General features: G+C 67.8%; 22 protein-coding genes and 1 pseudogene. 20 read left to right on the top strand and 3 right to left on the bottom strand.

Features of this window, described 5'->3' with window-relative positions; all coding sequences use genetic code 11:
- Positions 1–7: 7 nt before the first annotated feature.
- The 14 genes and pseudogenes from rsmH (at position 8) to lpxC (ending at position 16,379) form a co-directional block, all read left to right on the top strand.
- The gene (rsmH, locus tag N7590_RS09145; RefSeq protein ID WP_004154215.1) at positions 8–976 is read left to right on the top strand and encodes a 16S rRNA (cytosine(1402)-N(4))-methyltransferase RsmH; all 969 of its coding nucleotides are present in this window, start codon (positions 8–10) and stop codon (positions 974–976) included.
- Positions 973–1,236 carry a cell division protein FtsL gene (ftsL, locus tag N7590_RS09140; protein WP_005412242.1) on the top strand — a complete coding sequence of 88 codons (264 nt, stop codon included), beginning with the start codon at positions 973–975 and terminating at the stop codon, positions 1,234–1,236. Before rsmH ends, ftsL begins: the two co-directional genes overlap by 4 nt.
- A complete protein-coding gene (locus N7590_RS09135) occupies positions 1,233–3,077 on the top strand; it encodes a penicillin-binding transpeptidase domain-containing protein (protein ID WP_004154216.1) in 1,845 nt (614 codons plus the stop codon). The genes ftsL and N7590_RS09135 overlap by 4 nt, the downstream gene beginning before the upstream one ends.
- Positions 3,074–4,582: a UDP-N-acetylmuramoyl-L-alanyl-D-glutamate--2,6-diaminopimelate ligase gene (locus tag N7590_RS09130; protein ID WP_053510459.1), complete on the top strand. Its 1,509-nt coding sequence runs from the start codon at positions 3,074–3,076 to the stop codon at positions 4,580–4,582. Before N7590_RS09135 ends, N7590_RS09130 begins: the two co-directional genes overlap by 4 nt.
- On the top strand, positions 4,579–5,973 hold the full coding sequence (gene murF / locus N7590_RS09125; protein ID WP_164241689.1) for a UDP-N-acetylmuramoyl-tripeptide--D-alanyl-D-alanine ligase: 1,395 nt from the start codon (positions 4,579–4,581) through the stop codon (positions 5,971–5,973). The genes N7590_RS09130 and murF overlap by 4 nt, the downstream gene beginning before the upstream one ends.
- Positions 5,963–7,048, top strand: a complete 1,086-nt coding sequence (gene mraY, locus N7590_RS09120; protein WP_004154219.1) for a phospho-N-acetylmuramoyl-pentapeptide-transferase — start codon at positions 5,963–5,965, stop codon at positions 7,046–7,048. Before murF ends, mraY begins: the two co-directional genes overlap by 11 nt.
- 1 nt (position 7,049) lies before the next feature.
- Positions 7,050–8,369, top strand: a complete 1,320-nt coding sequence (gene ftsW, locus N7590_RS09115; protein ID WP_053448799.1) for a putative lipid II flippase FtsW — start codon at positions 7,050–7,052, stop codon at positions 8,367–8,369.
- A complete protein-coding gene (gene murG / locus N7590_RS09110; RefSeq protein WP_053448800.1) occupies positions 8,366–9,454 on the top strand; it encodes an undecaprenyldiphospho-muramoylpentapeptide beta-N-acetylglucosaminyltransferase in 1,089 nt (362 codons plus the stop codon). The genes ftsW and murG overlap by 4 nt, the downstream gene beginning before the upstream one ends.
- A 40-nt stretch (positions 9,455–9,494) precedes the next feature.
- Positions 9,495–10,931 (top strand): UDP-N-acetylmuramate--L-alanine ligase, encoded by a 1,437-nt coding sequence (gene murC / locus N7590_RS09105; protein WP_053448801.1) that lies wholly within the window; start codon positions 9,495–9,497, stop codon positions 10,929–10,931.
- A complete protein-coding gene (locus tag N7590_RS09100) occupies positions 10,928–11,890 on the top strand; it encodes a D-alanine--D-alanine ligase (protein ID WP_164241690.1) in 963 nt (320 codons plus the stop codon). The genes murC and N7590_RS09100 overlap by 4 nt, the downstream gene beginning before the upstream one ends.
- Positions 11,887–12,561 (top strand): annotated as a pseudogene (locus tag N7590_RS09095) (cell division protein FtsQ/DivIB); the annotation flags it as partial. The gene N7590_RS09100 and the pseudogene N7590_RS09095, both read left to right, overlap by 4 nt.
- 71 nt (positions 12,562–12,632) lie before the next feature.
- Positions 12,633–13,868, top strand: a complete 1,236-nt coding sequence (gene ftsA / locus N7590_RS09090; protein ID WP_005408083.1) for a cell division protein FtsA — start codon at positions 12,633–12,635, stop codon at positions 13,866–13,868.
- A 170-nt stretch (positions 13,869–14,038) separates the two neighbouring features.
- The gene (ftsZ, locus tag N7590_RS09085; protein WP_040008912.1) at positions 14,039–15,274 is read left to right on the top strand and encodes a cell division protein FtsZ; all 1,236 of its coding nucleotides are present in this window, start codon (positions 14,039–14,041) and stop codon (positions 15,272–15,274) included.
- Between the two features lie 193 nt (positions 15,275–15,467).
- The gene (gene lpxC / locus N7590_RS09080; RefSeq protein WP_004143722.1) at positions 15,468–16,379 is read left to right on the top strand and encodes a UDP-3-O-acyl-N-acetylglucosamine deacetylase; all 912 of its coding nucleotides are present in this window, start codon (positions 15,468–15,470) and stop codon (positions 16,377–16,379) included.
- A 282-nt stretch (positions 16,380–16,661) separates the two neighbouring features.
- Here the strand turns inward: lpxC and N7590_RS09075 are convergent, their stop codons facing one another.
- Positions 16,662–17,111, bottom strand: coding sequence for a DUF721 domain-containing protein (locus N7590_RS09075; RefSeq protein ID WP_004154229.1), 450 nt, complete (start codon positions 17,109–17,111; stop codon positions 16,662–16,664).
- Between the two features lie 12 nt (positions 17,112–17,123).
- Here N7590_RS09075 and N7590_RS09070 point away from each other — a divergent pair, with 12 nt between their 5' ends.
- The 3 genes from N7590_RS09070 (at position 17,124) to N7590_RS09060 (ending at position 22,144) form a co-directional block, all read left to right on the top strand.
- On the top strand, positions 17,124–18,080 hold the full coding sequence (locus N7590_RS09070; RefSeq protein WP_004154230.1) for a M23 family metallopeptidase: 957 nt from the start codon (positions 17,124–17,126) through the stop codon (positions 18,078–18,080).
- Between the two features lie 272 nt (positions 18,081–18,352).
- Entirely contained in the window at positions 18,353–21,085 is a 2,733-nt protein-coding gene (gene secA / locus N7590_RS09065; protein WP_164241691.1) for a preprotein translocase subunit SecA, read from the top strand.
- A gap of 102 nt (positions 21,086–21,187) precedes the next feature.
- A complete protein-coding gene (locus tag N7590_RS09060) occupies positions 21,188–22,144 on the top strand; it encodes a Nudix family hydrolase (RefSeq protein ID WP_164241692.1) in 957 nt (318 codons plus the stop codon).
- 89 nt (positions 22,145–22,233) lie between these two features.
- On the opposite strand, the gene N7590_RS09055 is transcribed toward N7590_RS09060, so the two are convergent.
- The gene (locus N7590_RS09055; protein ID WP_164241693.1) at positions 22,234–22,818 is read right to left on the bottom strand and encodes a DUF4124 domain-containing protein; all 585 of its coding nucleotides are present in this window, start codon (positions 22,816–22,818) and stop codon (positions 22,234–22,236) included.
- Positions 22,819–22,858: 40 nt separating this feature from the next.
- Entirely contained in the window at positions 22,859–23,686 is an 828-nt protein-coding gene (gene metF / locus N7590_RS09050) for a methylenetetrahydrofolate reductase [NAD(P)H] (RefSeq protein ID WP_004154233.1), read from the bottom strand.
- A 202-nt stretch (positions 23,687–23,888) separates the two neighbouring features.
- On the opposite strand from metF, the gene N7590_RS09045 reads away from it, so the two are divergent.
- From N7590_RS09045 to N7590_RS09035, 3 genes are read left to right on the top strand one after another with little or no spacing between them, the layout of a single operon-like run.
- Positions 23,889–24,809 carry an alpha/beta hydrolase gene (locus N7590_RS09045; RefSeq protein WP_164241694.1) on the top strand — a complete coding sequence of 307 codons (921 nt, stop codon included), beginning with the start codon at positions 23,889–23,891 and terminating at the stop codon, positions 24,807–24,809.
- A 24-nt stretch (positions 24,810–24,833) separates the two neighbouring features.
- Complete coding sequence (locus N7590_RS09040) at positions 24,834–25,880, top strand: histidine kinase (protein ID WP_164241695.1); 1,047 nt, start codon at positions 24,834–24,836, stop codon at positions 25,878–25,880.
- Positions 25,877–26,608, top strand: coding sequence for a LytTR family DNA-binding domain-containing protein (locus tag N7590_RS09035; protein WP_053510448.1), 732 nt, complete (start codon positions 25,877–25,879; stop codon positions 26,606–26,608). Before N7590_RS09040 ends, N7590_RS09035 begins: the two co-directional genes overlap by 4 nt.
- Positions 26,609–26,612: the final 4 nt, after the last annotated feature.

Genomic DNA, 26,612 nt, shown 5'->3' with positions numbered 1-26,612 from the left:
TGCCCGGATGCGCCCAGAAGCGCAGACCGGTCACCTTCCGGTGTCGCAGTCGCCGGCGGTGCACCTGCCGGTCCTGTACACCCAGGTCCTTGAAGGCCTGAGGGTGATCGAAAACGGACGTTATCTGGATGGCACGTTCGGTCGTGGCGGTCATGCACGTGGCGTGCTCACCCAGTTGGGTCCCGAGGGGCGCCTGCTGGTCATGGACAAGGATCCGGAAGCCATCGCCGTTGCCGAGCGCGATTTCGCGCCGGACCCGCGCGTGTCCATCTTCCGTGGCAGCTTCGCCCAGCTGCTGCAGTGGGATGCGACGGCCGACGGCCTGGACGGCGTGCTGTTCGACCTGGGCGTGTCGTCGCCGCAGCTGGACGTGGCCGAGCGTGGCTTCAGCTTCGGCAAGGACGGCCCGCTGGACATGCGCATGGACCCGGACAGCGGCGAAAGCGCCGCGCAGTGGATCAACCGCGTCGAAGACCGCGAGATCGCCGATGTGCTGTGGACCTACGGCGAAGAGCGCCAGAGCCGCCGCATCGCGCGTGCCATCGTGGCCCGCCGCGAGAAGCAGCCGTTCACCCGCACCGCCGAACTGGCCGAGCTGATCGCCTCGGTGATGCCACGTGGAAAGGACAAGATCCACCCGGCCACGCGCAGCTTCCAGGCCATCCGCATCCACATCAACCGCGAGCTGGCCGATCTGGAAGCCGGCCTCGATGCGGCGGTGGAACGGCTCAAGCCCGGCGGCCGCCTGGCGATCATCAGCTTCCATTCGCTGGAAGACCGCATCGTCAAGCAGTACATGAACCGACTGGCCAAGGCGCCGCCGGCCAACCGCCGCCTGCCCGAGGCGGAGGTGTTCGTGCCCACCCTGGATCTGATCGGCGGCGCCATCAAGGCCACCGACGAAGAGCTGGCGGCCAACCCGCGTGCCCGCAGCGCCGTGCTGCGCGTGGCCCAGAAGCGGGAGGCCGATGCATGAGCCGGCTGCTGCTGATCATCCTGTTGGCCTCGACCGTGGCCTCGGCGATCGGCGTCGTGTTCGTGCGTCACCGTCATCGGCAGACGTTCATCGAGCTGTCGCGCGCCGAGCGCAAGCGCGATGACATCAACCTGGAGTTCGGCCGCCTGCAGCTGGAACAGGCCACCCTGGCCGAAGCCAATCGTGTCGATCGCATCGCCCGCGAGAAGCTCGGCATGAAGTTCCCCGAGGCCGCCGACATCGTGGTGGTGCGGCCATGAGCAAGACCGGCCGCAACCGCCCGCGCAACGCCTTCAACCTGCGCCAGCGCCTGCGCTGGGTCGCGCTGGCCTTGGGCCTGTGTTCGGTGTCGCTGGTCGGTCGTGCCGCCTACGTGCAGATCATCAACAGCGACTTCTACCAGCGCCAGGGCGAGGCCCGTTACCTGCGCGAGCTGCCGATCAAGACCTCGCGCGGCATGATCACCGACCGCAACGGCGAGCCGCTGGCGGTGTCCACGCCGGTTGCCTCGATCTGGGTCAACCCGCAGGACCTGCTGCGTTCGCCCGAGCGCATCCCGGAGCTGGCCCAGGCGGTCGGCATGTCGGTGGATGAGTTGAGCAGCCGCCTGTCGCAGAAGTCGGACAAGGAATTCATGTACCTGCGCCGCCGGATCAATCCGGACGAGGCAGAGAAAGTGGTCGCGCTGAAGATTCCGGGCGTGGCCGCGCAGCGCGAGTTCCGCCGCTTCTACCCGCAGGGTGAGGCGATGGCGCACGTGCTGGGCTTCACCAACATCGACGACCGCGGCCAGGAAGGCCTGGAGCTGGCGTTCGACGAATGGCTGCGCGGCAAGGCCGGCGCCAAGCGGGTGATCCGCAACCGCAAGGGCGAGACCGTCGAGAGCGATCTGCTGCGCGCCGCCGAACCGGGCAAGGACCTGACCCTCAGCATCGACCGCCGCATCCAGTACCTGGCCTTCAAGGAGCTGCGCAACGCGCTGGTGGCCAACAAGGCGGCCGGCGGTTCGATGGTGATCATGGACGTGACCACCGGCGAGATCCTGGCCATGGTCAACCTGCCGACCTACAACCCGAATTCGCTGACCGGCGCGCTGCCCGATGCGCGCCGCAACCGTGCGGTGACCGATCTGGTCGAGCCGGGTTCGACGATGAAGCCGCTGACCATCGCCACCGCGCTGCAGGCCGGTGCGGTGACCAAGGACACCATCATCGACACCAACCCGGGTTACATGACCCTGGGCCGCTTCACCATCCGCGACGTGCCGCGCAACAACGGCGTGCTGAACGTGACCGGCGTGATCACCCGCAGTTCGAACGTGGGTGCGGCCAAGGTCGCGGCGAAGATGCCGGACCAGGTGTTCTACGACGGCGTGCGCCGCTTCGGTTATGGCTCGGTGCCGCACAGCGGTTTCCCGGGTGAATCCGGTGGCGTGGTGCTGCGCCCGGCGCGCTGGTCGGGCACCACCAAGACCACGATGTCCTACGGCTACGGCCTGAACGTCACCCCGCTGCAGATCGCCACCGCCTACTCGGCGCTGGCCAACGGCGGTCGCCTGATCGCGCCGACCTTCGTCAAGGGCCAGCGCAACGAAGGCCAGCAGATCATCGACGAGAACGTCGCCAAGCAGGTGGTGGCGATGATGGAAACGGTGGTGACCCAGGGCGGCGCCAAGCAGGCGGCGGTGCTGGGCTACCGCGTGGCCGGCAAGACCGGTACCGCGCGCAAGGCCGGCCCCGGCGGTTACGAGCGCGGCCACTACAACGCGCTGTTCGCCGGCGTGGTGCCGGCCACCAACCCGCGTTTCGCCACCGTCATCGTCATCAACGACCCGCAGGCCGGCAAGTTCTACGGCGGCCTGGTGTCGGCGCCGGTCTATCACAACGTGATGGAAGGCACCCTGCGCCTGATGGACGTGCCGCTGGACGACCTGCAGTCGTGGCTGGCCGCCCAGCAGTCCGGCAAGGTCGGCCATTCGGCCTCGATCCTGCCTGCGCCGCCGGCCGAAGCCGCACTGCCGGTGGATGCCGCCGCTGAATTCGATGCTGCGCTGCCGAGCGCGCATGCCCAGACGCCGCCCGCTACGGGAGGCACGCAATGAGTCCTTCGATGTTGCTTTCGCAGTTGCTTCCGGACGTGGCCCTGGCGGGCCATGACCCCGTTCTGACCGGCCTGGTGCTGGACAGCCGCGCCGTGCGCCCCGGTAATGCCTTCGTTGCCATCGCCGGGTTCGGCGCGCATGGCCTGGGCTTTGTCGAGCAGGCCCGCGCGGCCGGTGCCAGCGCCATCCTGTTCGAGCCGCCGGCGCCTGCCGAGCTTCCGGCACCGGCCGATGCGATCGCCGTGCCGGGCCTGCGCGCGCGCATGGGTGCGATGGCCGACCAGTTCCATGGCGCGCCGTCGCGGGCGATGGCGATGGTCGGCGTGACCGGCACCAACGGCAAGACCTCCACCGTGCAGCTGCTGGCCCAGGCCTGGCACCTGCTCGGAACGCCCAGTGGCAGTATCGGCACGTTGGGCGCCGGACTTTATGGCGCGGTTGAACCGACCGGGTTCACCACGCCGCTGGTGCTGCAGATGCACGCGCTGCTGGCGCAGCTGCGCGATGCCGGTGCACGTGCGGTGGCGATGGAAGTCAGCTCGCATGCGCTGGACCAGGGCCGCGTGGATGCCGTGCACTATGACGTGGCGGTGTTCACCAACCTCACCCGCGACCATCTGGACTACCACGGCGACATGGCCAGCTACGGCGCGGCCAAGGCGCGGCTGTTCCATCGCCCGGGCCTGAAGGCGGCAGTGGTCAACCTGGATGATGCGTTCGGTCGCCAGCTGTTCGCTGGCCTGCCGGCGGGCGTGCAGCCGATCGGCCTGAGCTCGCGCGGTGCCACCGATGCCAGCGTGCGCGCCGAAGCGCTGCAGCTGGACGGCCGTGGCATCGCCTTCGAACTGGTCATCGACGGCCAGCGTGCCGCGGTGCAGTCGCCGCTGCTGGGCCGCTTCAACGTGGACAACCTGCTGGCCGTGGCCGGCACCCTGCATGCGCAGGGCCAGCCGCTGCCGCGCATCGCCGAGGTGCTGTCGGCGCTGCAGCCGATCCGTGGCCGCATGAACCGCCTCGGCGGCGAAGACGGCCTGCCGACCGTGGTGGTCGATTACGCGCATACCCCGGACGCGCTGGAACAGGCGCTGGACAGCCTGCACGGCCACCTGCATGGCGCGCTGTTCTGCGTGTTCGGCTGCGGTGGCGAGCGCGATACCGGCAAGCGGCCGCAGATGGCTGCCATTGCCGAGCGTCTTGCCAACCAGGTCATCGTCACCGACGACAACCCGCGTGGCGAGGACGGCGACGTGATCGTGGCCGACATCCTGGCCGGCTTCCAGAATGCCGATGCCGTGACCGTGCAGCGCAGCCGCGCGCGCGCGATCGGCCTGGCGGTGAAGCGTGCCGGTGCCGGCGACATCATCCTGATCGCCGGCAAGGGCCACGAGCCGTACCAGGAGGTCAATGGCGTTCGTCATGACTTCGACGACACCGAAGTGGCTGCCGCTGCGTTGGCTGCCAAGGCCGGAGTGTTGGCCGCTCAGGCCGGGGAGGGCATCGCATGAAGCGCACCCTGCTTTCGCTGATCGCACACTGGGCCGGCGGCGAGATCCATGGCGACGACGTGGCCATCGATGCGGTCAGCAACGACACCCGCAGCCTCGGCCCGGGCAGCCTGTACGTGGCGCTGCGCGGCGAGCGTTTCGACGGTCATGACTTCGCCACCGACGCGCTGGCGCGCGGCGCCAGTGCCCTGCTGGTCGAGCGGCTGCTGCCGACCGAGCTGCCGCAGGTGCTGGTGGCCGACAGCGAGCTGGCGCTGGCGAAGATCGCCACCGGCATGCAGCGCGACCGCGAGACCGAGGTGTTCGCGATTACCGGCAGCAATGGCAAGACCAGCGTGAAGAGCCTGCTGCTGTCGATCCTGCAGCAGGTGGCGCAGCACGCGCATAAAGTGGTCTACGCCAACCCGGGCAACCGCAACAACGAGATCGGCCTGCCGCTGGCGGTGATCGACGCGCCGGAAGATGCCGACTACGCCGTCTACGAAATGGGCGCCGGCAAGCCGGGCGACATCGCCTACCTGACCGATATCGCCCGCCCGCGCTACGCGCTGGTCAACAACATCGCACCGGCCCATCTGGAACGGATGGGCAGCCTGCTCGGCGTAGCCGTCACCAAGGGCGCGATCTACGCGGCGCTGCCGGCCGATGGCGTGGCGGTGATCAACGTCGACGATGCCTACGGCCGCTGGTTCGAACAGCATTTCGTCGGCACGCCGGCGCGCTGCCGTGTGCTGCGCTACGGCCTGGAGCACACCGCGGACATCACCGCGCGCGACATCCGCGCCGGTGCCCAGGGCAGCCAGTTCACCCTGGTTTCGCCGATGGGCGAAGCCCGCGTGGTGCTGGGTCTGCCGGGCCGGCACAACGTCAGCAATGCGCTGGCCGCGGCCAGCCTGGCGCTGGCTGCCGGTGTCGATCTGGCGCTGATCGCGGCTGGACTGGCCGAGGCGCAGCCGGTGCCGGGCCGCCAGATCGCCCACCAGCTGCGCAACGGCGCGGTGCTGGTGGATGACAGCTACAACGCCAACCCGGGTTCACTGGCCGCCGCCATCGATGCCCTGGCCGCTGCCCCGGAAGAGGGCTGGCTGGTGCTGGGCGACATGCGCGAGCTGGGCCCGGATGCCGAGGCGCTGCATGCGCAGGCTGGGCTGCGTGCACGCGCCTCCGGTCTCAAGCGCCTGTACGCGCTGGGTCCGCTCAGCGCCGCCGCTGCCGCCGCCTTCGGCGAGGGCGGCCGTCATTTTACTACCCATGACGCGCTGTCGCAGGCGCTGAAGGACGAGCTGCACCCCGGCGTGCGCTGCCTGGTCAAGGGTTCCCGTGGCAGCGCCATGGACACGATTGTCAAAGCGCTGCTGGCGCAAGGAGAGGAATCCCCGCATGTTGTATGAACTGGCTCGATGGTTGCAGCAGTTGGAGAGCCTGTTCGGGCTGTTCAACTACCAGACGTTCCGCGCCATCCTTGCCGCGCTGACGGCCCTGTTCCTGTCGCTGTGGCTCGGCCCGGCGATGATCCGCAAGCTTGCCCAGTTCAAGGGCGGCCAGCCGATCCGCAAGGACGGTCCGCAGACCCATTTCTCCAAGGCCGGTACGCCGACCATGGGCGGTTCGCTGATCCTGCTCACCATCACCCTGTCGGTGCTGATGTGGGCCGACCTGCGCAACCGCTACGTGTGGCTGGTGCTGGCGGTGATGCTGTGCTTCGGTGCCATCGGCTGGTATGACGACTGGATCAAGATCGTCCGTCGCGACCCGAACGGCCTGAAGTCGCGCTGGAAGTACCTGCTGCAGTCGATCTTCGGCCTGGCTGCGGGCCTGTTCCTGTTCTATACGGCCGACGTGCCGGCCGCGCTGACCTTCTACATCCCGATGTTCAAGTCGGTGGCGCTGCCGCTGGCCGGCATCGGCTTCGTGGCCATCGCCTACTTCTGGATCGTCGGCTTCTCCAACGCGGTGAACCTGACCGACGGCCTGGACGGCCTGGCGATCATGCCGACCGTGCTGGTGGCCTGCGCACTGGGTGTGTTCGCCTATGCCTCGGGCAACGTGGTGTTCGCCAACTACCTGCAGATCCCGCAGATTCCGGGGGCCGGCGAGCTGGTCATCATCTGCGCGGCCATCGCGGGCGCGGGCCTGGGCTTCCTGTGGTTCAACACCTATCCGGCCATGGTCTTCATGGGCGACATCGGCGCGCTGGCGCTGGGCGCGGTGCTGGGCACGATCGCAGTGATCACCCGCCAGGAACTGGTGCTGGTGATCATGGGCGGCGTGTTCGTGATCGAAACGCTGTCGGTGATGATCCAGGTCGCTTCGTTCAAGCTGACCGGCAAGCGCGTGTTCCGCATGGCGCCGATCCACCACCATTTCGAACTGAAGGGCTGGCCCGAGCCGCGCGTGATCGTGCGCTTCTGGATCATCTCCGTCGTGCTCGTGCTGATCGGCCTGGCCACGTTGAAGGTGCGCTGAGATGAACGACCTGTCCCGCCAGGCAACACGCCTTGAAGCCATCGAAGGCAGCTACGACAAGTGGCTGCTGGGCGCGATCATCGCGCTCACCGGTGTGGGCGTGGTGATGGTGGCGTCCAGCTCGATCGCCTTGATGAGCAGCCCGTTCTACTACCTCAACCGCCACCTGATCTTCCTGGCGGTCGGCATCGTGCTGGCGGTGATTGCCGCGCGCACCGAGCTGAAGTCGATCGAGCAGTACAACCAGATGCTGCTGCTGGGCTGCTTCGTGCTGCTGCTGGCAGTGTTCACGCCGGGCCTGGGCAGCACGGTCAACGGCGCGCGCCGCTGGATCAACCTGGGCATCTCCAAGTTCCAGACGGTCGAGGCGGTGAAGGTGCTGTACATCGTCTGGCTGTCCAGCTACCTGGTGCGCTTCCGCGACGAGGTCAACGCGACCTGGCCGGCGATGCTCAAGCCGCTGGGCGTGGCCGGTGCGCTGGTGGTGCTGCTGTTGCTGCAGCCGGACTTCGGTTCCTCGACCCTGCTGCTGGCGATCACCGCCGGCATGCTGGTGCTGGGCGGGGTCAACATGCCGCGCATGTCGATGCCGGTGATCATCGGCCTGGTCGGCATGAGCGCACTGGCGATCATCGAGCCGTACCGCATGCGCCGCATCACCTCCTTCCTGGACCCGTGGGCCGACCAGCAAGGTGACGGCTACCAGCTGTCCAACGCGCTGATGGCGGTGGGTCGTGGCGAGTGGACCGGCGTCGGCCTGGGCAATTCGGTGCAGAAGCTGTACTACCTGCCCGAAGCGCACACCGACTTCATCTTCTCGGTCACCGCCGAGGAATTCGGCTTCCTGGGCACCTGCGTGATCGTGGCCCTGTATGCACTGCTGGTCGGCCGCACCTTCTGGCTGGGCATGCGCTGCGTGGAAATGAAGCGCCACTTCTCCGGCTACATCGCCTTCGGCATCGGCCTGTGGATCAGCATGCAGACCTTCGTCTCGATCGGCGTGAACCTGGGCATCCTGCCGACCAAGGGCCTGACCCTGCCGCTGATCTCCTCCGGCGGTTCGTCGGTGCTGATGACCTGCGTGGCGATGGGCCTGCTGCTGCGCGTGTCCTATGAACTCAAGCGCGCCGAGCGCCGCCAGGCCGTGCGTATCGGTGGCGGCGACGACGCGGCTGCCGAGCCGCAGGATGAACCGGTCGCGCCGGCAGCAGCCCATGTGCCGATGAGCGCAGAGCCGGTGGCTGCAGCGACGGCGAACGCTGCGCGTGGCACCAGCCGCCTGCAGTCGCGCGTCGAACCGACCTTCGGGAGGCTGTCATGAGCGCAGCCCACGACACTGCACGCCCGGTGATGATCCTGGCCGGTGGTACCGGTGGCCACATCTTCCCCGGCCTGGCCGTGGCCCGCGTGCTGCGCGAGCGTGGCGTGCCGGTCACCTGGATGGGCGCCGACGGTGCGATGGAAACCCGCCTGGTGCCGCAGCACGACATCGCCATCGACACGCTGGCGATCACCGGCCTGCGTGGCAAGGGCAAGCTGGCCCTGCTGGCGGCGCCATGGCGGCTGATGCGCGCGCTGCGCGCGGCCGGCATGATCATCCGCAAGCGCCAGCCGCGTGCGGTGGTGGCCTTCGGTGGCTTCGCCTCCGGCCCGGGTGGCATGGCCACGCGCCTGCACGGCCTGCCGCTGATCGTGCATGAGCAGAACCGCGCACCGGGCCTGACCAACCGCATCCTGTCGCGCTATGCGCGCCGCCTGCTGACCGGCTTCCCGGGCACCTTCGCCCAGCGCGAGGAATTCGTCGGCAACCCGGTGCGTGCGGAAATCGCCGCCATCGCGCCGCCGGAACAGCGCTTCGCCGACCGCCACGGCCCGCTGCGCGTGCTGGTGGTCGGTGGCAGCCAGGGCGCACGTGCACTCAACACCGGTGTGCCGCAGGCGATTGCCGCGCTGGGCGCGGACCTGCCGGTGCAGGTGCGCCACCAGAGTGGCGAGAAGATGCATGCCGAAGCAATCGAGGCGTATGCCAAGGCCGGCGTGCAGGCTGAAATCACCCCGTTCATCGCCGACATGGCCGACGCGTTCGCCTGGGCCGATCTGGTCGTGTGCCGCGCCGGCGCGTCGACCCTGGCCGAGCTGTGCGCGGTCGGTGTCGGCAGCGTGCTGGTGCCATTCCCCGCCGCCGTCGACGATCACCAGACCCGCAATGCGGAGTACCTGGTCGAGCGCGGCGCGGCGGTTTTGCTGAAGCAGGACGGAACGCTGGCCGACGGCATTGCCGCACTGCTGCGTGATCTGTCCGAAAATCCCGCCCGCCGCATGCAGATGGCGCAAGCCGCGCGTGCCCTGGCCAAGGTCGATGCCGCCGAGCGCATCGCCGATATCATTCTTGAGGAAGCTGTATGAAGAAGGCATGCCACCGCGCCTGCCCTGCGCGAGGCCGCGCATGATCCGTCGCCTGCACGACACCAACGACCTGGTGCGCGCCTTCCCGCGCGTGCATTTCGTCGGCATCGGCGGCACCGGCATGAGCGGTATCGCCGAAGTGATGCTGACGCTGGGCTACGAAGTCTCCGGCTCGGACAATGCCGACAACGGCGCGACCCGCCGCCTGGCCGGCCTGGGTGCGCGCATCATGCGCGGCCACTCGGCGGCCAATGTGCTGGGCACCGACTGCGTGGTGGTGTCCAGCGCCATCCGCGAGGACAACCCGGAACTGATGGAAGCGCGCAGCCAGCGCATTCCGATCATGCCGCGTGCGGCGATGCTGGCCGAACTGATGCGCTTCCGCCGCGGCATCGCCGTGGCCGGCACGCACGGCAAGACCACCACCACCAGCCTGACCGCTGCGGTGCTGAGCGAAGGTGGCCTGGACCCGACCTTCGTGATCGGTGGCCAGCTGCTGGCCGCCGGTGCCAACGCCAAGCTGGGTGGTGGCCAGTGGCTGGTGGCCGAGGCCGACGAAAGCGATGGCAGCTTCCTGCGCCTGAACCCGCTGATGTCGATCATCACCAACATTGATGCCGATCATCTGGAGAACTACGGCAACGACTTCGCCCGCGTGCAGGCGGCGTTCGCCGAGTTCCTGCAGCGCCTGCCGTTCTACGGCCTGGCGGTGCTGTGCATCGATGACCCGGAAGTGGCCGCACTGGCCGCCAAGACCCCGCGCCACGTGATGAGCTACGGCATGAGCCCGCAGGCCGACGTGCGTGCCGAGAACGTGGTGCAGGAAGGGTCGCGCATGCGCTTCACCCTGCGCCTGCCGCAGGGCACCAGCCAGGAAGTGGTGCTGGCGCTGCCGGGCAAGCACAACGTGCTGAACGCACTGGCCGCCGCGGCAGTGGGCTGGCAGCTGGGCGTGGCGCCGGACGCCATCGCACGCGCGCTGGAAGCATTCGCCGGTGTCGGCCGTCGCTTCAACGATCTGGGCGAAGTGACCACCGCCAGCGGTGCCAAGGTGCGCATCATCGACGACTACGGCCATCACCCGAGCGAGCTGGAAGCGGTGTTCGCCGCCGCCCGCGGTGGCTGGGCCGACAAGCGCCTGGTGGTGGCCTTCCAGCCGCACCGTTACAGCCGTACCCGCGACCAGTTCGACAAGTTCGCCGCGGTGCTGTCCAGCGTCGATGCGCTGGTGCTGAGCGAGGTCTACCCGGCCGGCGAAGAGCCGATTGCCGGCGCCGATTCGCATGCGCTGGCGCGCGCCATCCGTGCGCGCGGCCGCAGCGAGCCGGTGGTGGTGGGCAAGGCGGCCGAACTGGCCAGCGTGCTGCCGGACGTACTGCAGGACGGTGACCTGCTGCTGATGATGGGGGCCGGCGACATCGGCGCCGTGGCCAGCCACATCGCCGTGGAAGGGTTCAAGGCGGAGGGCGAGGCGTGAGCACGCTGACCTTCCCGCCGCTGCGCGTGACCGACCCGGCCGTGTTCGGCCGCGTCGCCGTGCTGCTCGGTGGCAGTTCCAGCGAACGCGAGGTGTCGCTGGACTCCGGCCGCAACGTGCTTGAAGCGCTGCAGGCGCGCGGCATCGATGCGTTCGCCGTGGACGGCATCCCGGCGCTGGCCAAGGTGCTGGCCGCCGGCGGTGTCGACCGCGTGTTCAACATCCTGCACGGCCACAACGGTGGCGGTGAGGATGGCATCGTGCAGGGCCTGATGGACGCCTTCGGCGTGCCGTACACCGGCTCGAACGTGCTGGGTTCGGCGCTGAGCATGGACAAGATCCGCACCAAGCAGGTGTGGCTGTCGCTGGGCCTGCCGACCCCGCAGTACCGCAAGGTCACGGCCGAGGACGTGCATGCCAATGCCGCCGGACTGGGGCTGCCGGTGGTGGTGAAGCCGGCCAATGAAGGCTCCAGCGTGGGCATCAGCCGGGTCACCGACGACGCTGGCCTGGACGAGGCGGTGGCCCTGGCCGCGCGCTACGACGGCCAGCTGCTGATGGAACAGATGGTGGTCGGCGACGAGCTGACCGTGGCCATCCTCGGCGACGTGGCGCTGCCGTCGATCCGCATCGTGCCCAAGGGCCAGTGGTACGACTACAACGCCAAGTACATCGCCGAGGACACCCAGTACCTGTGCCCGGGCCTGGACGGTGCTGACGAAGACGAGATCCGCCGCATCGCGCTGGCCGCGTTCCGTGCCGCCGGCTGCCGCGGCTGGGGCCGCGTGGACGTGATGCGCGACCGCGCCAGCGGCCGCTTCTTCCTGCTGGAAGTGAACACCGCACCGGGCATGACCAGCCACTCGCTGGTGCCGAAGGCGGCCGCACAGGCCGGCATCGGTTTCGAGGAACTGGTGTGGCGCGTGCTGGAGCAGACCCTGGAGGCCCCGCACGCATGAACGCGGTGCTGCGCATCTTCGTCTGGCTGTTGGCGCTGTCGGTGGTTGCACTGCCGGTGGTGGCCGTGGTCAATGGCTGGGTCGGCGCCGAGCGCTGGCCGCTGGCGAAGCTGCGCGTGCACGGTGAGTTCAAGCGGGTGCCGGCCGAACAGCTGCAGCAGGTGCTGCTGCCGTATGCGCATGCCGGTTTCTTCGCGGTCAAGCTGCAGGACGCGCAGGACGCCCTGGAAAAACTGCCGTGGGTGGAAAGCGCGCAGGTGCGCAAGCAGTGGCCGGATGTGCTGGAAGTGACCCTGGTCGAGCACAAGCCGTTCGCGCGCTGGGGCAACGACCGCCTGGTCTCCGAGCAGGGCAAGTTGTTCCCCACGCCGAAGAAGCTGGCCGACCTGGCGCTGCCCGAACTGGACGGCCCGGACAGCCAGACCGAAGAAGTGATGAAGCTGTACAGCGACTCGCGTGCATTGTTCGCACCGGCCGGCGTCGATGTGCGCCGGGTGACGATGGATGCGCGTGGCAGCTGGTCGCTGGTGCTGAGCAACGGCACCGAAGTGGTGGTCGGCCGTGACGACGCGCGCTCGCGCATGCAGCGCTTCGTCAAGGTGCTGCCGCAGCTCAACCGCCAGGACGCGCCGATCGAGCGCGCCGACCTCCGTTACACCAATGGTTTCACGCTGAGCTGGGGTACCCCGGCCACGCCGGCGAAAACGCCGGCGACCCCGGCCAGCAGGACGCAGGAAAGGACATGAATCGCAAGGGTGACAAATCGCTGATCGTTGGCCTGGACATCGGCACCTCCAAGGTGGTGGCGCTGGTAGGCGAGTATTCGCCGGGCAACCCGATCGAAGTGATCGGCATCGGCTCGCACGAGTCACGCGGGCTCAAGCGCGGCGTGGTGGTGGATATCGAATCGACCGTGCAGTCGATCCAGCGCGCGGTGGAAGAAGCCGAGCTGATGGCCGGCTGCGAGATCCGCTCGGTGTACGCCTCGATCTCCGGCAACCACGTGCAGTGCAAGAACTCGCCCGGCATCGTGCCGATCCGCGACGGCGAAGTGACCTGGGGCGACCTGGATCGCGTGCTGGACGCGGCCAAGGCGGTGGCGATCCCGGCCGACCAGAAGATCCTGCATGCGATTCCGCGCGAGTACGTGCTGGACGATTCGCAGGAAGGCATCCGCAACCCGGTCGGCATGACCGGCGTACGCCTGGAAGTGCACGCCCACCTGGTGGTGTGCGCGCAGTCGGCCGCGGCCAACATCAGCAAGTGCGTGCAGCGCTGCGGCCTGCAGGTGGACGACCTGGTGCTGTCCTCGCTGGCCTCCAGCGTGGCGGTGCTGACTGCCGATGAGCGCGAGCTGGGCGTGGTGCTGGTCGACATGGGCGCCGGTACCACCGACATCGCGGTGTTCGTGCAGGGCGCGATCTGCCACACCGCCTCGCTGCCGATCGCCGGCGACCACGTGACCAACGACATCGCGCACATGCTGCGCACGCCGACCCCGGAAGCCGAGCAGATCAAGGTGCGCTACGCCTGCGCGCTGGCCCAGCTGGCCACCGCCGAGGAAAGCATCCAGGTGCCGTCGGTGGGCGACCGCCCGCCGCGCCGCATGCCGCGCCATTCGCTGGCGCAGGCGGTGCAGGGCCGCTACGAGGAAATCTTCGAGATGGTGCAGGCCGAACTGCGCCGCTCCGGCTTCGAGGAACTGGTGCGCGCCGGCATGGTGCTGACCGGTGGTGCTTCGAAGATGGAAGGCGTGGTCGAGCTGGCCGAGGAAATGCTGCAGATGCCGGTACGCGTGGGCATTCCGCAGCACGTCACCGGGCTTGGCGAAGTGGTCGGCAACCCGGTGCATGCCACCGGCGTAGGCCTGCTGCTGATGGGCAGCCAGATCGAGCATCCGCGGCGTCCGTCGCTGCCGACCGGCCGCGCCGGAAGCATGTTCAAGAAACTCAAGACCTGGTTCCGCGGCGAGTTCTGACGCGGAATCCGCAAGACCGGGCCTCGCCCGGGCGCAACACCCGCAGTACCCGCATCACAACGCAACACCGGCAACACACAACCCACACAGCCGCAACGCCGGCATGCAGCAGGAGGGCAGGACGCCCGAATGCCCATGCCAGCCAAAGCGGATACAACGAGGACACGGACATGGCGCATTTTGAACTGATCGAAAAGATGGCACCCAATGCGGTGATCAAGGTGGTTGGCGTGGGCGGCGGCGGCGGCAATGCCGTGGCGCACATGGTCAACTCGGCAGTGGATGGCGTGGAATTCATCACCGCCAACACCGACTCGCAGGCCATCAAGAATTGCGGTGCCAAGCTGCAGCTGCAGCTGGGTACCAACGTGACCAAGGGCCTGGGCGCAGGCGCGAACCCGGAAGTCGGCCGCCAGGCCGCGCTGGAAGATCGTGAGCGCATCATGGACGCGCTGCAGGGTGCGGACATGGTGTTCATCACCGCCGGCATGGGCGGCGGCACCGGCACCGGCGCTGCGCCGGTGGTGGCCCAGCTGGCCAAGGAAATGGGCATCCTGACCGTGGCCGTGGTCACCAAGCCGTTCCCGTTCGAAGGCCGTCGCCGCATGCAGGTGGCGCTGAAGGGCATCGAGGAACTGAGCCAGCACTGCGACTCGCTGATCACCATCCCCAACGAAAAGCTGATCACCGTGCTGGGCCGCAACGCGACCATGATCCAGGCCTTCCGTGCCGCCAACGACGTGCTGCAGGGCGCCGTGCAGGGCATCGCCGACCTGATCGTGCGTCCGGGCCTGATCAATGTCGACTTCGCCGACGTGCGCACCGTCATGTCCGAAATGGGCCTGGCGATGATGGGTACCGGCACCGCCCGCGGCGATGACCGCGCGCAGGCCGCCGCCGAATCGGCGATCCAGAACCCGCTGCTGGACGACGTGAACCTGGCCGGTGCCAACGGCATCCTGGTCAACATCACCGCCGGCGCCGACTTCACCATGGCCGAGTTCGACGAGATCGGCCGCACCATCGATGGCTTCGCTTCCGAAGACGCCACCGTGGTGGTCGGCACCGTGCTCGATCCGGACATGCAGGACGAAGTGCGCGTGACCGTGGTCGCCACCGGCCTGAACCGCGTCTCGGCCAGCAAGACCCAGCGCCCGGGCGAGCGTGCACCGATCAAGCTGGTGCGCAATGCGACCACCGGCCAGCCGGAGTTCGGCGACTTCGACAACGGCGGCGACGCCGTGTCCAAGGCCGTCGGCGGCATGGGCCTGGGCCTGCGTCGTGCCAGCAGCGACACCGCGGCGGCCTCCACCCCGTCGGCGCCGGCCGCTTCGGCCCCGGCAGCGGCGGAGCTGCCGAACGATTACCTGGACATCCCGGCCTTCCTGCGCCGCCAGGCGGACTGAGCGGGGTAGCCCGGGGCTTGTCCTCCCCGGGTTGCGCCACCATGTCCTGAAAACGCGGGCGCCGGGCCAGGATGGGCCCGGCCGCCCTGCTTCACGCCCGTCCTACTGGCGTGCCGGTGTGTCCTGCCGGCCTTTCAGCCAGGGTAGGGGAGCGTGCGTGTTAATCTAATGTGTCACTTCCGGTCCATCCCCCATGATCCAGCAACGCACCCTCAAGAACACGATCCGCGCCACCGGCGTTGGCCTGCACAGCGGTGACAAGGTCTACATGACCCTGCGCCCGGCACCGGTCAACCATGGCATCGTGTTCCGCCGCGTGGACCTGGACCCGGTGGTGGAAGTGCCGGCCAAGGCCGAACTGGTCACCGAAGTGACCCTGTGCACCGGCCTGACCTGCAACGACGCCAAGATCCAGACCGTCGAACACCTGATGTCGGCATTGGCCGGGCTGGGTGTGGACAACATCATCGTCGAACTGTCCTCGGCCGAGCTGCCGATCATGGACGGTTCGGCCGGCCCGTTCGTGTTCCTGCTGCAGTCGGCGGGCATCGTGGAACAGGATGCGCCCAAGCGCTTCATCCGCGTGCTGAAGACCGTGGAAGTGACCGAGGGCGACAAGGTGGCCCGCTTCACCCCGTACGAGGGGTACAAGCTGGGCTTCACCATCCAGTTCGACCACCCGATGATCCCGGCCAAGCAGTCGCGCCAGGAAATCGAGTTCTCGACGCTGGCCTACACCAAGGAAATCTCCCGCGCGCGGACCTTCGGTTTCATGCGCGACCTGGAATACATGCGCGAGCGCAACCTGGGCCTGGGCGGTTCGATGGACAACGCCATCGTGCTGGACGAGTTCCGCGTGCTCAATGAAGACGGCCTGCGCTACGCCGATGAGTTCGTGCGCCACAAGATCCTCGATGCGATCGGCGACCTCTATCTGGCCGGTGGCCAGGTGCTGGGGGCCTACGAGGGCTTCAAGTCCGGCCACGCGCTCAACAACAAGCTGGTGCGCGCGCTGATGGCCGATGCCACGGCCTGGGAATGGGTCAGCTTCGACTCGCCGGCGACCCCGGATCCGGTGGAATACGCCACTCCGGCCTACGCCTGATTGCCGCAGGTTGTTGAATTGGAAGACAAAAACGCCGCCCGAGAGGGCGGCGTTGTCGTTCGTGGCGGCTGCGGCGTATTCAGCGTGCTTGAGGTCCGTCAAGCGCGGCTCGAGGTCACGGTTTTGTGAACCTGTTGGATCGAAAGCCTGAATTTAACGTAATGTTAACACCAATCTAACGACAGGCCCCCGGATGGCAGCTAGGATGCGACCCGGCCCCCGAAATGTTTCACGCCGTGGTGACACGAGCGACGGGGAGCGGAGCCGGATGCTCCGTTGTCGTCAGGACCGCTTCTTCGGCTTCGAAGGAACGTCCTGCAGGCAAGCCAAGGCGTCGCGTAGCCCTTTGTGCGTGGCGGCTGAAACTGCGTGGGGTCCATTCCGGTTGTCGAGCGCTGGGGAGCGCGTGGGAGTGGGAGACGCAGTCTTGATGGTCACCCTGGTGGCCTTCAGCCCGATGGAACGGGCCGCGTCGAGCAACTGGGCTTCGGCAAGCCGCACCTTGGCATGCCAGACCGGGGACTCGACGAGAAAAACGAGGTGTTCCCCGTCCACATTGGCCAGCCGGCAACGGCTGCGCAGAGGTGGCGGCAACTGGGGGCGCAACTGACGGTCCAGCGCGTCGAGCCACAAGGCACGCCGCAGCGGGTTCCCGCTTTTGTCCGCCATCACCGCATCCAGCGCCGGTTTCGGCACTGACGCGGGGCGAACGCTGGATTTCGGCTCAGACATGAAAACTCACTGATGGCATTCAAAAAGATCGTAATCAAAACGCGTGAAGGACAGGCCAAGGCGTCGCCGATCACGCGTTTGCGGTTCTATTTCGAGGACCGCCCCCGCGCCCTGCTGGGCAGCGTGCTCGGGGTAGGCTGCATTATCGGCCTTGCCGGCGGCATTGGCGCCAGCGCGCTGAATGATTCCCGGCTGCAGGCCAAGGTCGAGCGCCAGGATGCAGAGCTGGCCAAGGTCAAGCGCGATGCGCAGACCCAGGTCAACGCGCTGGCGGCCCGCCTGGGCGAGCTGCAGGCCCAAGCCACCCGCCTCAACGCGCTTGGCGAACGGCTGACCCAGATGGGCAAGCTGGAAGACGGCGAGTTCGACTTCAACGAGACCCCGGGTCTCGGTGACGGCGACGCCGGCGGCCCGACCAGCGACATCCCGGTCAAGGACGTCAACGCCGACTTACAGGTGCTGGAGCAGCGCTTCGCTGCTTCAGGCCGCCAGTTGTCGGTGATGGAATCGCTGATGTTCGACCACCAGCTGCAGCAGAACGCCGTGCCTTCGCGCATGCCGATCCGCAACAGCTACGTGACCTCCGGCTTCGGCACCCGCGCCGACCCGTTCGGCCGCGGTGCCGCCACCCACAAGGGCATGGATTTCCACGCCAGGGTCGGTGATCCGGTGATGGCCGTGGCCGAAGGCGTGGTCAGCTTTGCCGGCGTGAAGGGCGGCTACGGCAACGTGGTCGACGTCGATCACGGCAATGGCTATGTCACCCGCTACGCGCACAATTCGCGCCTGGTGGTGAAGGCCGGTGACCTGGTCCGTGCCGGCCAGGAAGTGGCCAAGGCCGGTTCCACCGGCCGTTCGACCGGTGCCCACGTGCACTTCGAAGTGTGGGAGAACGGCAACGTGGTCAACCCGCGCAAGTTCCTCGGCGACGGCGGCAACACGCCGGTCGGCCGCATCAGCCGCGGCTGATCCCCGGTCGGATCCCTTCCGCGCCGCGGAAGGGCTCTGACCCGATGCGGTTGATCTGGTAGTGCCGGCCGCTGGCCGGCAATTCCTTGAGGGGCCCGAACGAGGTACCCGGCCAGCGGCCGGCGCTACCCACGGGGTTGAAACCCCTTGCGGCCGTCCCAAGCTACAATGGGTGTTGCCATCGACAGGGCGCCAGGCGCCCTGTTTCGTTTGCGGCGGACGGATCCCAAGGGGGAGGCCGGGCGTCGTGTCCATCCAACCCGGTTCCTTCAATGATCAACAGCCTGCTTACCCGCGTATTTGGCAGTCGTAACGAACGACAGCTGCGCCAGCTCAACCGCATCGTCGCCAAGATCAATGCGCTGGAGCCGGAGATCGAGAAGCTTTCCGACGAGCAGCTTCAGGCCAAGACGCCGGAGTTCAAGCAGCGCATCGCCGGCGGCGAAGCCCTGGACAAGGTGCTGCCGGAAGCGTTCGCGGTCTGCCGCGAAGCGGGCCGCCGCGTGCTGGGCATGCGCCACTACGACGTGCAGCTGATCGGCGGCATGGTGCTTCACCTGGGCAAGATCGCAGAAATGCGCACCGGTGAAGGCAAGACCCTGGTAGCGACCCTGCCGGTGTACCTCAACGCGCTGGAAGGCAAGGGCGTGCACGTGGTCACCGTGAACGACTACCTGGCCCGCCGCGATGCCGCGCAGATGGGCAAGCTGTACAACTGGCTGGGCCTGAGCGTGGGCGTGGTGTACCCGGGCATGCCGCACAGCGACAAGCGCGAAGCCTATGCCTCGGACATCACCTACGGCACCAACAACGAATTCGGTTTCGACTACCTGCGCGACAACATGGCGCTGTCCAAGGCCGACCGCTACCAGCGCGGCCTGCACTACGCCATCGTCGACGAAGTCGACTCGATCCTGATCGACGAAGCACGTACCCCGCTGATCATCTCCGGCCCGGCCGACGATTCCCCGGAGCTGTACATCCGCGTCAACCGCGTCGTGCCGAACCTGGTCAAGCAGGAAGTGGAAGACGGCGAAGGCGACTTCTGGGTCGACGAGAAGGGCAAGCAGGTGCACCTGTCCGAAGCGGGCATGGAGCACGCCGAGCAGCTGCTGGTCGACGCCGGCATCCTCAATGCCGAGACCGAAGGCCTGTACGCCCCGCAGAACCTGACCGTGGTCCACCACCTCAACGCCGCGCTGCGCGCGCACGCGATCTACCAGCGTGACGTGGACTACATCGTGCGCGATGGCGAAGTGGTCATCGTCGACGAATTCACCGGCCGTACCCTGTCCGGCCGTCGCTGGTCCGATGGCCTGCACCAGGCCGTGGAAGCGAAGGAAGGCGTGCCGGTCCAGCGCGAGAACCAGACGCTGGCCAGCATCACCTTCCAGAACCTGTTCCGCATGTACAAGAAGCTGTCCGGCATGACCGGTACGGCCGATACCGAAGCGTTCGAGTTCCAGAGCATCTATGGCCTGGAAGTGGTGGTGATCCCGACCAACCGCCCGACCATCCGCAAGGACAGCCCGGACCAGGTGTTCCTCAACCGCAAGGGCAAGTTCAACGCGGTGCTGGCCGACATCGAAGAGTGCGCCAAGCGCGGCCAGCCGGTGCTGGTGGGTACCACCTCGATCGAAACCTCGGAAATGCTGTCCGAGCACCTGCGCAAGGCCGGCGTGCAGCACGAAGTGCTCAATGCCAAGCAGCATGACCGCGAAGCGACCATCGTCGCCAACGCCGGTCGTCCGGCGGCGGTGACCATCGCCACCAACATGGCCGGCCGTGGTACCGACATCGTGCTGGGCGGTTCGCTGGAAGCGGAAATCCACGAGCTGGGCGAGGACGCGACCGACGCGCAGAAGGCCGCGGTCAAGGCCGAATGGCAGAAGCGCCACGAGGCGGTCAAGGCGGCCGGCGGCCTGCACATCGTCGGTACCGAGCGCCATGAGTCGCGCCGTATCGACAACCAGCTGCGTGGCCGTTCGGGCCGACAGGGTGACCCGGGTTCGTCCCGCTTCTACCTGTCGCTGGAAGACAACCTGATGCGCATCTTCGCCTCCGACTGGGTGCAGAAGGCCATGCGCATGATGGGCATGAAGGAAGACGACGTCATCGAGGACCGCCTGGTCAGCCGCCAGATCGAGAAGGCGCAGCGCAAGGTGGAGGCCCACAACTTCGACATCCGCAAGAACCTGCTGGACTTCGACGACGTCAACAACGACCAGCGCAAGGTGATCTACGCGCAGCGCGACGAACTGCTGGACGCCGAGTCGGTGAAGGCCAACGTCGACGGCATCCGCGACGACGTGATCTTCGACGTGGTGGCCCGCTTCGTGCCGCCGAACTCGATCGACGAGCAGTGGGACCTGCGTGGCCTGGAAGCGACCCTGGAGTCGGACTTCGGCCTGCAGATGTCGCTGACCGACCTGGTCAAGGACCACGAGGAACTGGACGCTGAGGCCATCGCCGCCAAGGTGCAGGAGCGCGTCAACCAGCACTTCGCCGAGAAGGAAGCCGGCGTGGGCGAAGAGACCATGCGCGCGCTGGAGAAGCACGTGATGCTGACCGTGCTGGACCAGAGCTGGAAGGAGCACCTGGCACGCATGGATTACCTGCGCCAGGGCATCTACCTGCGTGGTTACGCGCAGAAGCAGCCGAAGCAGGAGTACAAGAAGGAAGCCTTCGAACTGTTCTCCGACATGCTGGAGAACGTGAAGCGCGAAGTGGTGACCCTGCTGTCGCGCGTGCGCATCCGCAGCGACGAAGAGGTGCAGGCGCTGGAAGCGGCAGAGCGCCAGCAGGCCCAGGCACGCCTGAGCCAGTCGCAGTTCCAGCACCAGGACGCGGGCGGCTACAGCGCCGACGAGGAAGCGGCGCAGGTGGAGGCCGAACGCCAGGCCGTAGCGCAGCTGCAGCGCGATGAGCCGAAGATCGGCCGCAACGACCCGTGCCCCTGCGGCAGTGGCAAGAAGTACAAGCACTGCCACGGCCAGCTGAGCTGACCTCCGGAGAGCCCCGCGAAAGCGGGGCTTTTCATTTCCGGCGGGTGATCCAGGGTGGATCCGCGATTGCGCCGGTCCCCCTGTTCTGGGCATGCTCTGCGCATGGCTCCTCCCACCCGATCGATCCACGTCGTGGCCGCCGTCATCACCGACGCCCGTGGCCGCGTGCTGCTCAACCGCCGTACCGAGAACCGCGACATGGCCGGCCTGTGGGAATTCCCCGGCGGCAAGCGCGAATCCGGCGAGACCTCCGAACAGGCGCTGGTACGCGAGCTGCGCGAGGAACTGGGCATCGAGGCCGATGTCGGTGAGTGGCTGATGGATGTTCCGCAGCGCTATCCGGACAAGCACCTGACCCTGGAAGTGCGCCATGTGCGCAGCTGGAAGGGCACGCCGCGCGGGCGCGAAGGCCAGGCGATCACCTGGGTGGCGCCGGACAAGCTGGGCCGCTATTCGATGCCGCCGGCCGACCTGCCGGTGGTGGCGGCCCTGCGCCAGCCCGACAGCTACCTGATCACCCCGGCGCCGGCCGACGATGCCGGCAGCGTGCAGCAGTGGCATGACCAGCTGCAGCGCGCGGTGGCGGCGGGCCAGCAGCGCATCCAGCTGCGCCTGCCACCGGCGCACCCGCAGCGGCAGGCAATGGTCGAGCAAGTGGTGCGTGCACATCGTCGCAGCGGTGTGCAGTGGCTGCTCAACCGCGATATCGAGCTGGCACGCGCGTTGAGCGTGGGCGTGCACCTGGGCAGCGAACAGCTGCAGCAGCTGTCGCAGCGCCCGTTGCCCGAGGGGCAGCTGGTGGCGGCGTCCTGCCACGACCTGCAGCAGTTGCAGGCGGCACAACAGCTGGGCTGCGACTTCGCGGTGCTGGGCCCGGTGCAGGCCACTGCCAGCCACCCCGACGCCGCACCGCTGGGTTGGGATGCTTTCGCCGAGCTGCGTGCGCAGGTGTCACTGCCGATCTATGCGCTGGGGGGCATGGGCAGCGGCCACATCACCGAAGCGCGCCGCCATGGCGGGCAGGGCATCGCCGCCATCCGCGGGCTGTGGCCGGCGTGATGCCAACAGGGTCGGTTTCCCGCAACGTGCGGCGCTGACCCCTCACCGGATGCAGTAGATCCGCGCCATGCGTGGATGAGCCCCTGCGATCACAACGTGATCCAGAAACACCCGTACTGCCGCCGCAATCCCAGCACGGTGGAGGCACGTGCAACGCTGCCCGGCAACGTCTGCTCCAGGCGCAGGCCGACCGGATGCCGCGCGGCAGCCGGTTCGGGCTCGGAGCCTGGCACCGGATCACCCTGCTCCAGCGCCTGCGAGGTGTCCTGTTCCTGCCGCGGATACACCGGCACAACGTCCACCAGCGGCCGCCGCGCCAATGATTCCAGCTGGCCGAGGATGCGCTGCGCGCCGGCGTCGGAGACCGCGCCCCACAGGTACAGCGAGGACAGCCGGTTCACGTCGTTGCTGAGGATGCCGGTACGCAGCGCTTCCACCAGCTCGCTCAGCCGCCGTGGGCAGCGTGCACCCAGGGTGTCGCGCTGCAGGGTGCTGCCGGTGGGCGCAGGCGGCGGCAGCCGTGACTGTGCACCCAGGCTGTCGCAGGGGCGGTCGGTATAGACGCTCCGGCCCTGTGCATCGGTGCAGCGGTTCAGGCGCGTGGATTGCGCGTGGGCGACGCTGGTGGCAGACCACAGCGGCAGCAGCAACAGCAGGAAGGAGAGCCGGATCATCCGCGCAGGGTAACGCCGTTCCGCTTCGCGCGGCGTGCTTTCACAGCTGCAGCAGTTTCAGCACTGACGTGGTCGGCTTGGCCAGGTTCAACGTGTAGAAGTGCAGGCCGGGTGCGCCGCCCTCGATCAGGCGCTGGCACAGCCTGGCCACAACCTCGGTGCCGAATGCACGCACCGAATCCACGTCATCGCCATAGGCCTGCATCCTGCGGCTGATCCAGCGCGGGATCTCCGCGCCGCACTGCTCGGAAAAGCGGCGCAGCTGGCTGAAGTTGGCGATCGGCATGATGCCGGGCGTGATCGGTACCTGCACGCCGAGCCGCTGCACCGCGTCGACGAAATGGAAATACGCATCCGGGTTGTAGAAATACTGGGTGATCGCCGCATCGGCACCGGCATCGATCTTGGCCTTGAAGTGCTTCAGGTCGGCCAACGCATCGGACGCCTGCGGATGGGTTTCCGGGTAGGCACCGACCTCGATGCGGAAGGCGTCGCCGTGCTCGGCGCGGATGAAGGCGATCAGTTCGGCGGCATAGCGCATGTCGCCGGGGAAACCCATGCCGGAGGGCAGGTCGCCGCGCAACGCGACCAGGCGGTCGCAGCCGATGGCGCGGTACAGCTTGAGCAGTTCACGGATTTCCTGGCGGGTGCCGCCAACGCAGGACAGGTGGGGGGCCGCTTCGAAGCCATGGTGCTGGTTGAGGTGGCGCACGGTTTCGGAGGTGTAGCTCAGGGTCGATCCACCGGCGCCGAAGGTGCATGACACGTACTCGGGCCCGTAGTCCTTCAGCTTGTCCGCGGCGCGGTCGAGCTGGCTGCGCTGTTCGTCGGTCTTGGGAGGATAGAACTCGAAGCTGATGGCGGTCATGGCGCGGGCGGCGGCGGCAGGTGCGGGTAAGTATATCGCTTCATCAAGATGGATGTGTACTCGCGATGTGACGGGCACCGTCCCCCGCCGGCGACCGTTCGCCCGGGTGTCCGGCCGTTGCTCCGGATTCGCAACAGGGGCGCCGTGGCTGGCGGCACGCTGAGCCCAACCCGGCAACACCCACTCGATGAAGGAGCAGACGATGAAGATCTTCCTGGCACTCTGGTATGCAATGAAGGCGCTGGCACGGCTGGCGATGATCGGCATGGCGATGGCCGTGCTGGGTTCCGGATCGGCGCATGCGGCCCCGGCCCCCGGCAAGGTGCAGGTCGAGGTGGTCGGCAAGGGCCGCCCGCTGTTGATGATCCCCGGCCTCAACAGCAGCGCCGAGGTCTGGCGTGAGACCTGCCTGGCCCTGAAGGACGTGCAGTGCCACCTGGTGCAGCTGCCGGGTTTTGCAGGCACCGCGCCGGCCGATCCGCGCCCGGCCGGGTTCCTGCCGGCGATGCGCGCGCAGCTGCTGGCCTACCTGCATGACCAGCATCTGGGGCCGGTAGTGGTGGTTGGCCACAGCCTGGGGGGCCTGTTGGGGTTGCAGATGGCGCAGGCAGCGCCGAAGGCGGTCAGCGCGCTGGTGGTGGTGGACGCGCTGCCGTTCCTGCCGGCGGCACGCGACCCGAATGCCACCGCGGACAGCGTGCGGCCGATGGCCGAGCAGCTGCGCAAGGGCATGCTCGCCGCCGACGCCGCGCAATGGCAGGCGCAGCTGAAGGCCGGCCTGCCGGGCATGACCCGTGACCCGCAGCGGCAGGCCGAACTGGGCCGCTGGGGCGAAAGCAGTGACCGCCAGACCACGGCCGATGCGATGCACGCGGTGATGACCACCGACCTGCGTGACAGCATCGCCTCGATCAGCGCGCCGACACTGGTGCTGGGCAGCTGGGCCGGCTACCAGCCGATGGGAGGCACCGAAGCGAGCACCCGGGTGGTGTTCCAGGCCCAGTACGCGACGCTGCACGATGTGCAGATCGCGATGAGCGCGCAGGGTTTCCACTTCCTGATGTGGGATGATCCGAGCTGGCTGCGCGGGCAGGTGCAGGCCTTCCTCGACCGTCACCCCTGAGTTTCAACACGCCTCGGAATGGACATGCCGGACTCCTCTTCGTCGGTACGCTTCTGGCTGCTCAATGCGCTGGTGTGGGCACTCTACGCGGTCGCCGGCCTCGGGCTGCGGCATGCCTATCTGGCCGACGCCGGAAGCGCGGGCGTGCTGATCACGGTTGGCCTGGCGGTCAGCCTGTTCGGCTGCAGCGGTGGCATCCGCGCAATGGCCCTGCGTACCGGCTGGTGGTCGCGCGGTACCGCCGGGCTGTTGTTGCGGCTGGCAGTGTCGGTGGCGCTCGGCGCGGCGCTGGCGCAGGCGCTGGTGATCATCGCCCTGCACACGGCGCTGGCACTGGGATGGGTGGACGCAGGTCGCCAGGCGGCCGACTTCAGCCCCAAGGCGCTGCTGCTCTACTGGTACACCACGGCGGTGATGCTGGCGCTGTGGACCGCGCTCTGGGCGGGCCTGCACAGCCTGCGCCGGATACGTGGCGCGGAGCTGGCCCGCCTGCGCGCGGAAGCCGAACGCAGCGCGCTGGAGCGCGATGCACTGCGCGCGCGGCTCAATCCGCATTTCATGTTCAATGCGCTGAACAACCTGCGTGCGTTGATCCTGGAAGATCCCGAGCGCGCGCGCGACATGGTCACCCGCCTGTCGCGCACCCTGCGCCAGGCGCTGGCGCACAACCGCAGCGAGCAGGTCACGCTGGCCGAGGAACTGGCGGTGGTGGACGACTACCTGGCGATCGAGGCAATCCACTTCGAACAGCGCCTGCAGGTGTGGCAGCAGATCGATGCCGATGCCACGCAGGCACAGCTGCCGGCGATGGCGCTGCAGCTGCTGGTGGAAAACGCGATCAAGCACGGCATCGCCAGCCGCCCCGGGGGCGGCGAAGTGCAGATCCGTGCCACGTTGGACAACGATGTGCTGCGCCTGCAGGTGGACAATCCATTGGGCAGCGCGATCGAGCCCACTCACGGGCATGGTGTCGGCCTGGCCTATCTGCGTGCACAGCTGGGCACGCGCGGTCGTTTCATCCTGCAGCCGGTCGGCGAGCGCATGCAGGCCGTGCTGGAGATTGCGCAATGAGTGGCGTGCTGCGTGTGTTGATCGTTGATGATGCACGGCTGGCGCGGCAGGAGCTGCGCACGCTGTTGTCGGCGTTGCCGTGGGTGCAGTGCGTGGGCGAGGCCGACGATGTGCCCGCTGCGCGCGAGGCGATTGCAACACTGGCACCGGACCTGGTGCTGCTGGATGTGCAGATGCCCTCCGGCAGTGGCTTCGACGTTCTGGATGGGCTGGAGACGGTGCCAGCGGTGGTCTTCGTTACTGCCTACGACACCTACGCGGTGCGCGCGTTCCAAGCCAATGCGCTGGACTATCTGGTGAAGCCGGTCGAGGCACCACGCTTGCTGGAAGCGTTGCAGCGGGTGCGCCAGCGCGAGGTGGAGACGACTGAAGCGCCCGCGCTGCGTGGCACGTTGGGCGCGCAGGACCAGGTGTTCGTGCGCGAGGGCGAGCGCTGCTGGTTCGTGGCGGTCTCCGAGATCCGGCGGCTGGTGGTGGATGGCAACTACACGCGGCTGTGGTTCCGCGACCAGAACGCGCTGCTGACCCGCAGCCTGAGCGCATTGGAAGCACGCCTGCCGCAGGAGCTGTTCTTCCGGGCCAACCGCAACACGCTGGTCAATCTGCGCCGTATCCGCGCGGTGACGCCGAGCATCGGCGATGGCTACGACCTGGCGCTGGATGACGGCAGCGAAGTGGAAGTATCGCGGCGGCAGGCACGCGAGCTGCGCGAGCGGATGGCGTTGTAGCTGC

It is taken from the genome of Stenotrophomonas sp. GD04024 (assembly GCF_029837545.1).
Classification (GTDB): Bacteria; Pseudomonadota; Gammaproteobacteria; order Xanthomonadales; family Xanthomonadaceae; genus Stenotrophomonas; species Stenotrophomonas forensis.
The sequence above is the reverse complement of the archived record's forward strand: the minus strand, read 5'-3'. Positions and strand labels throughout refer to the sequence as shown.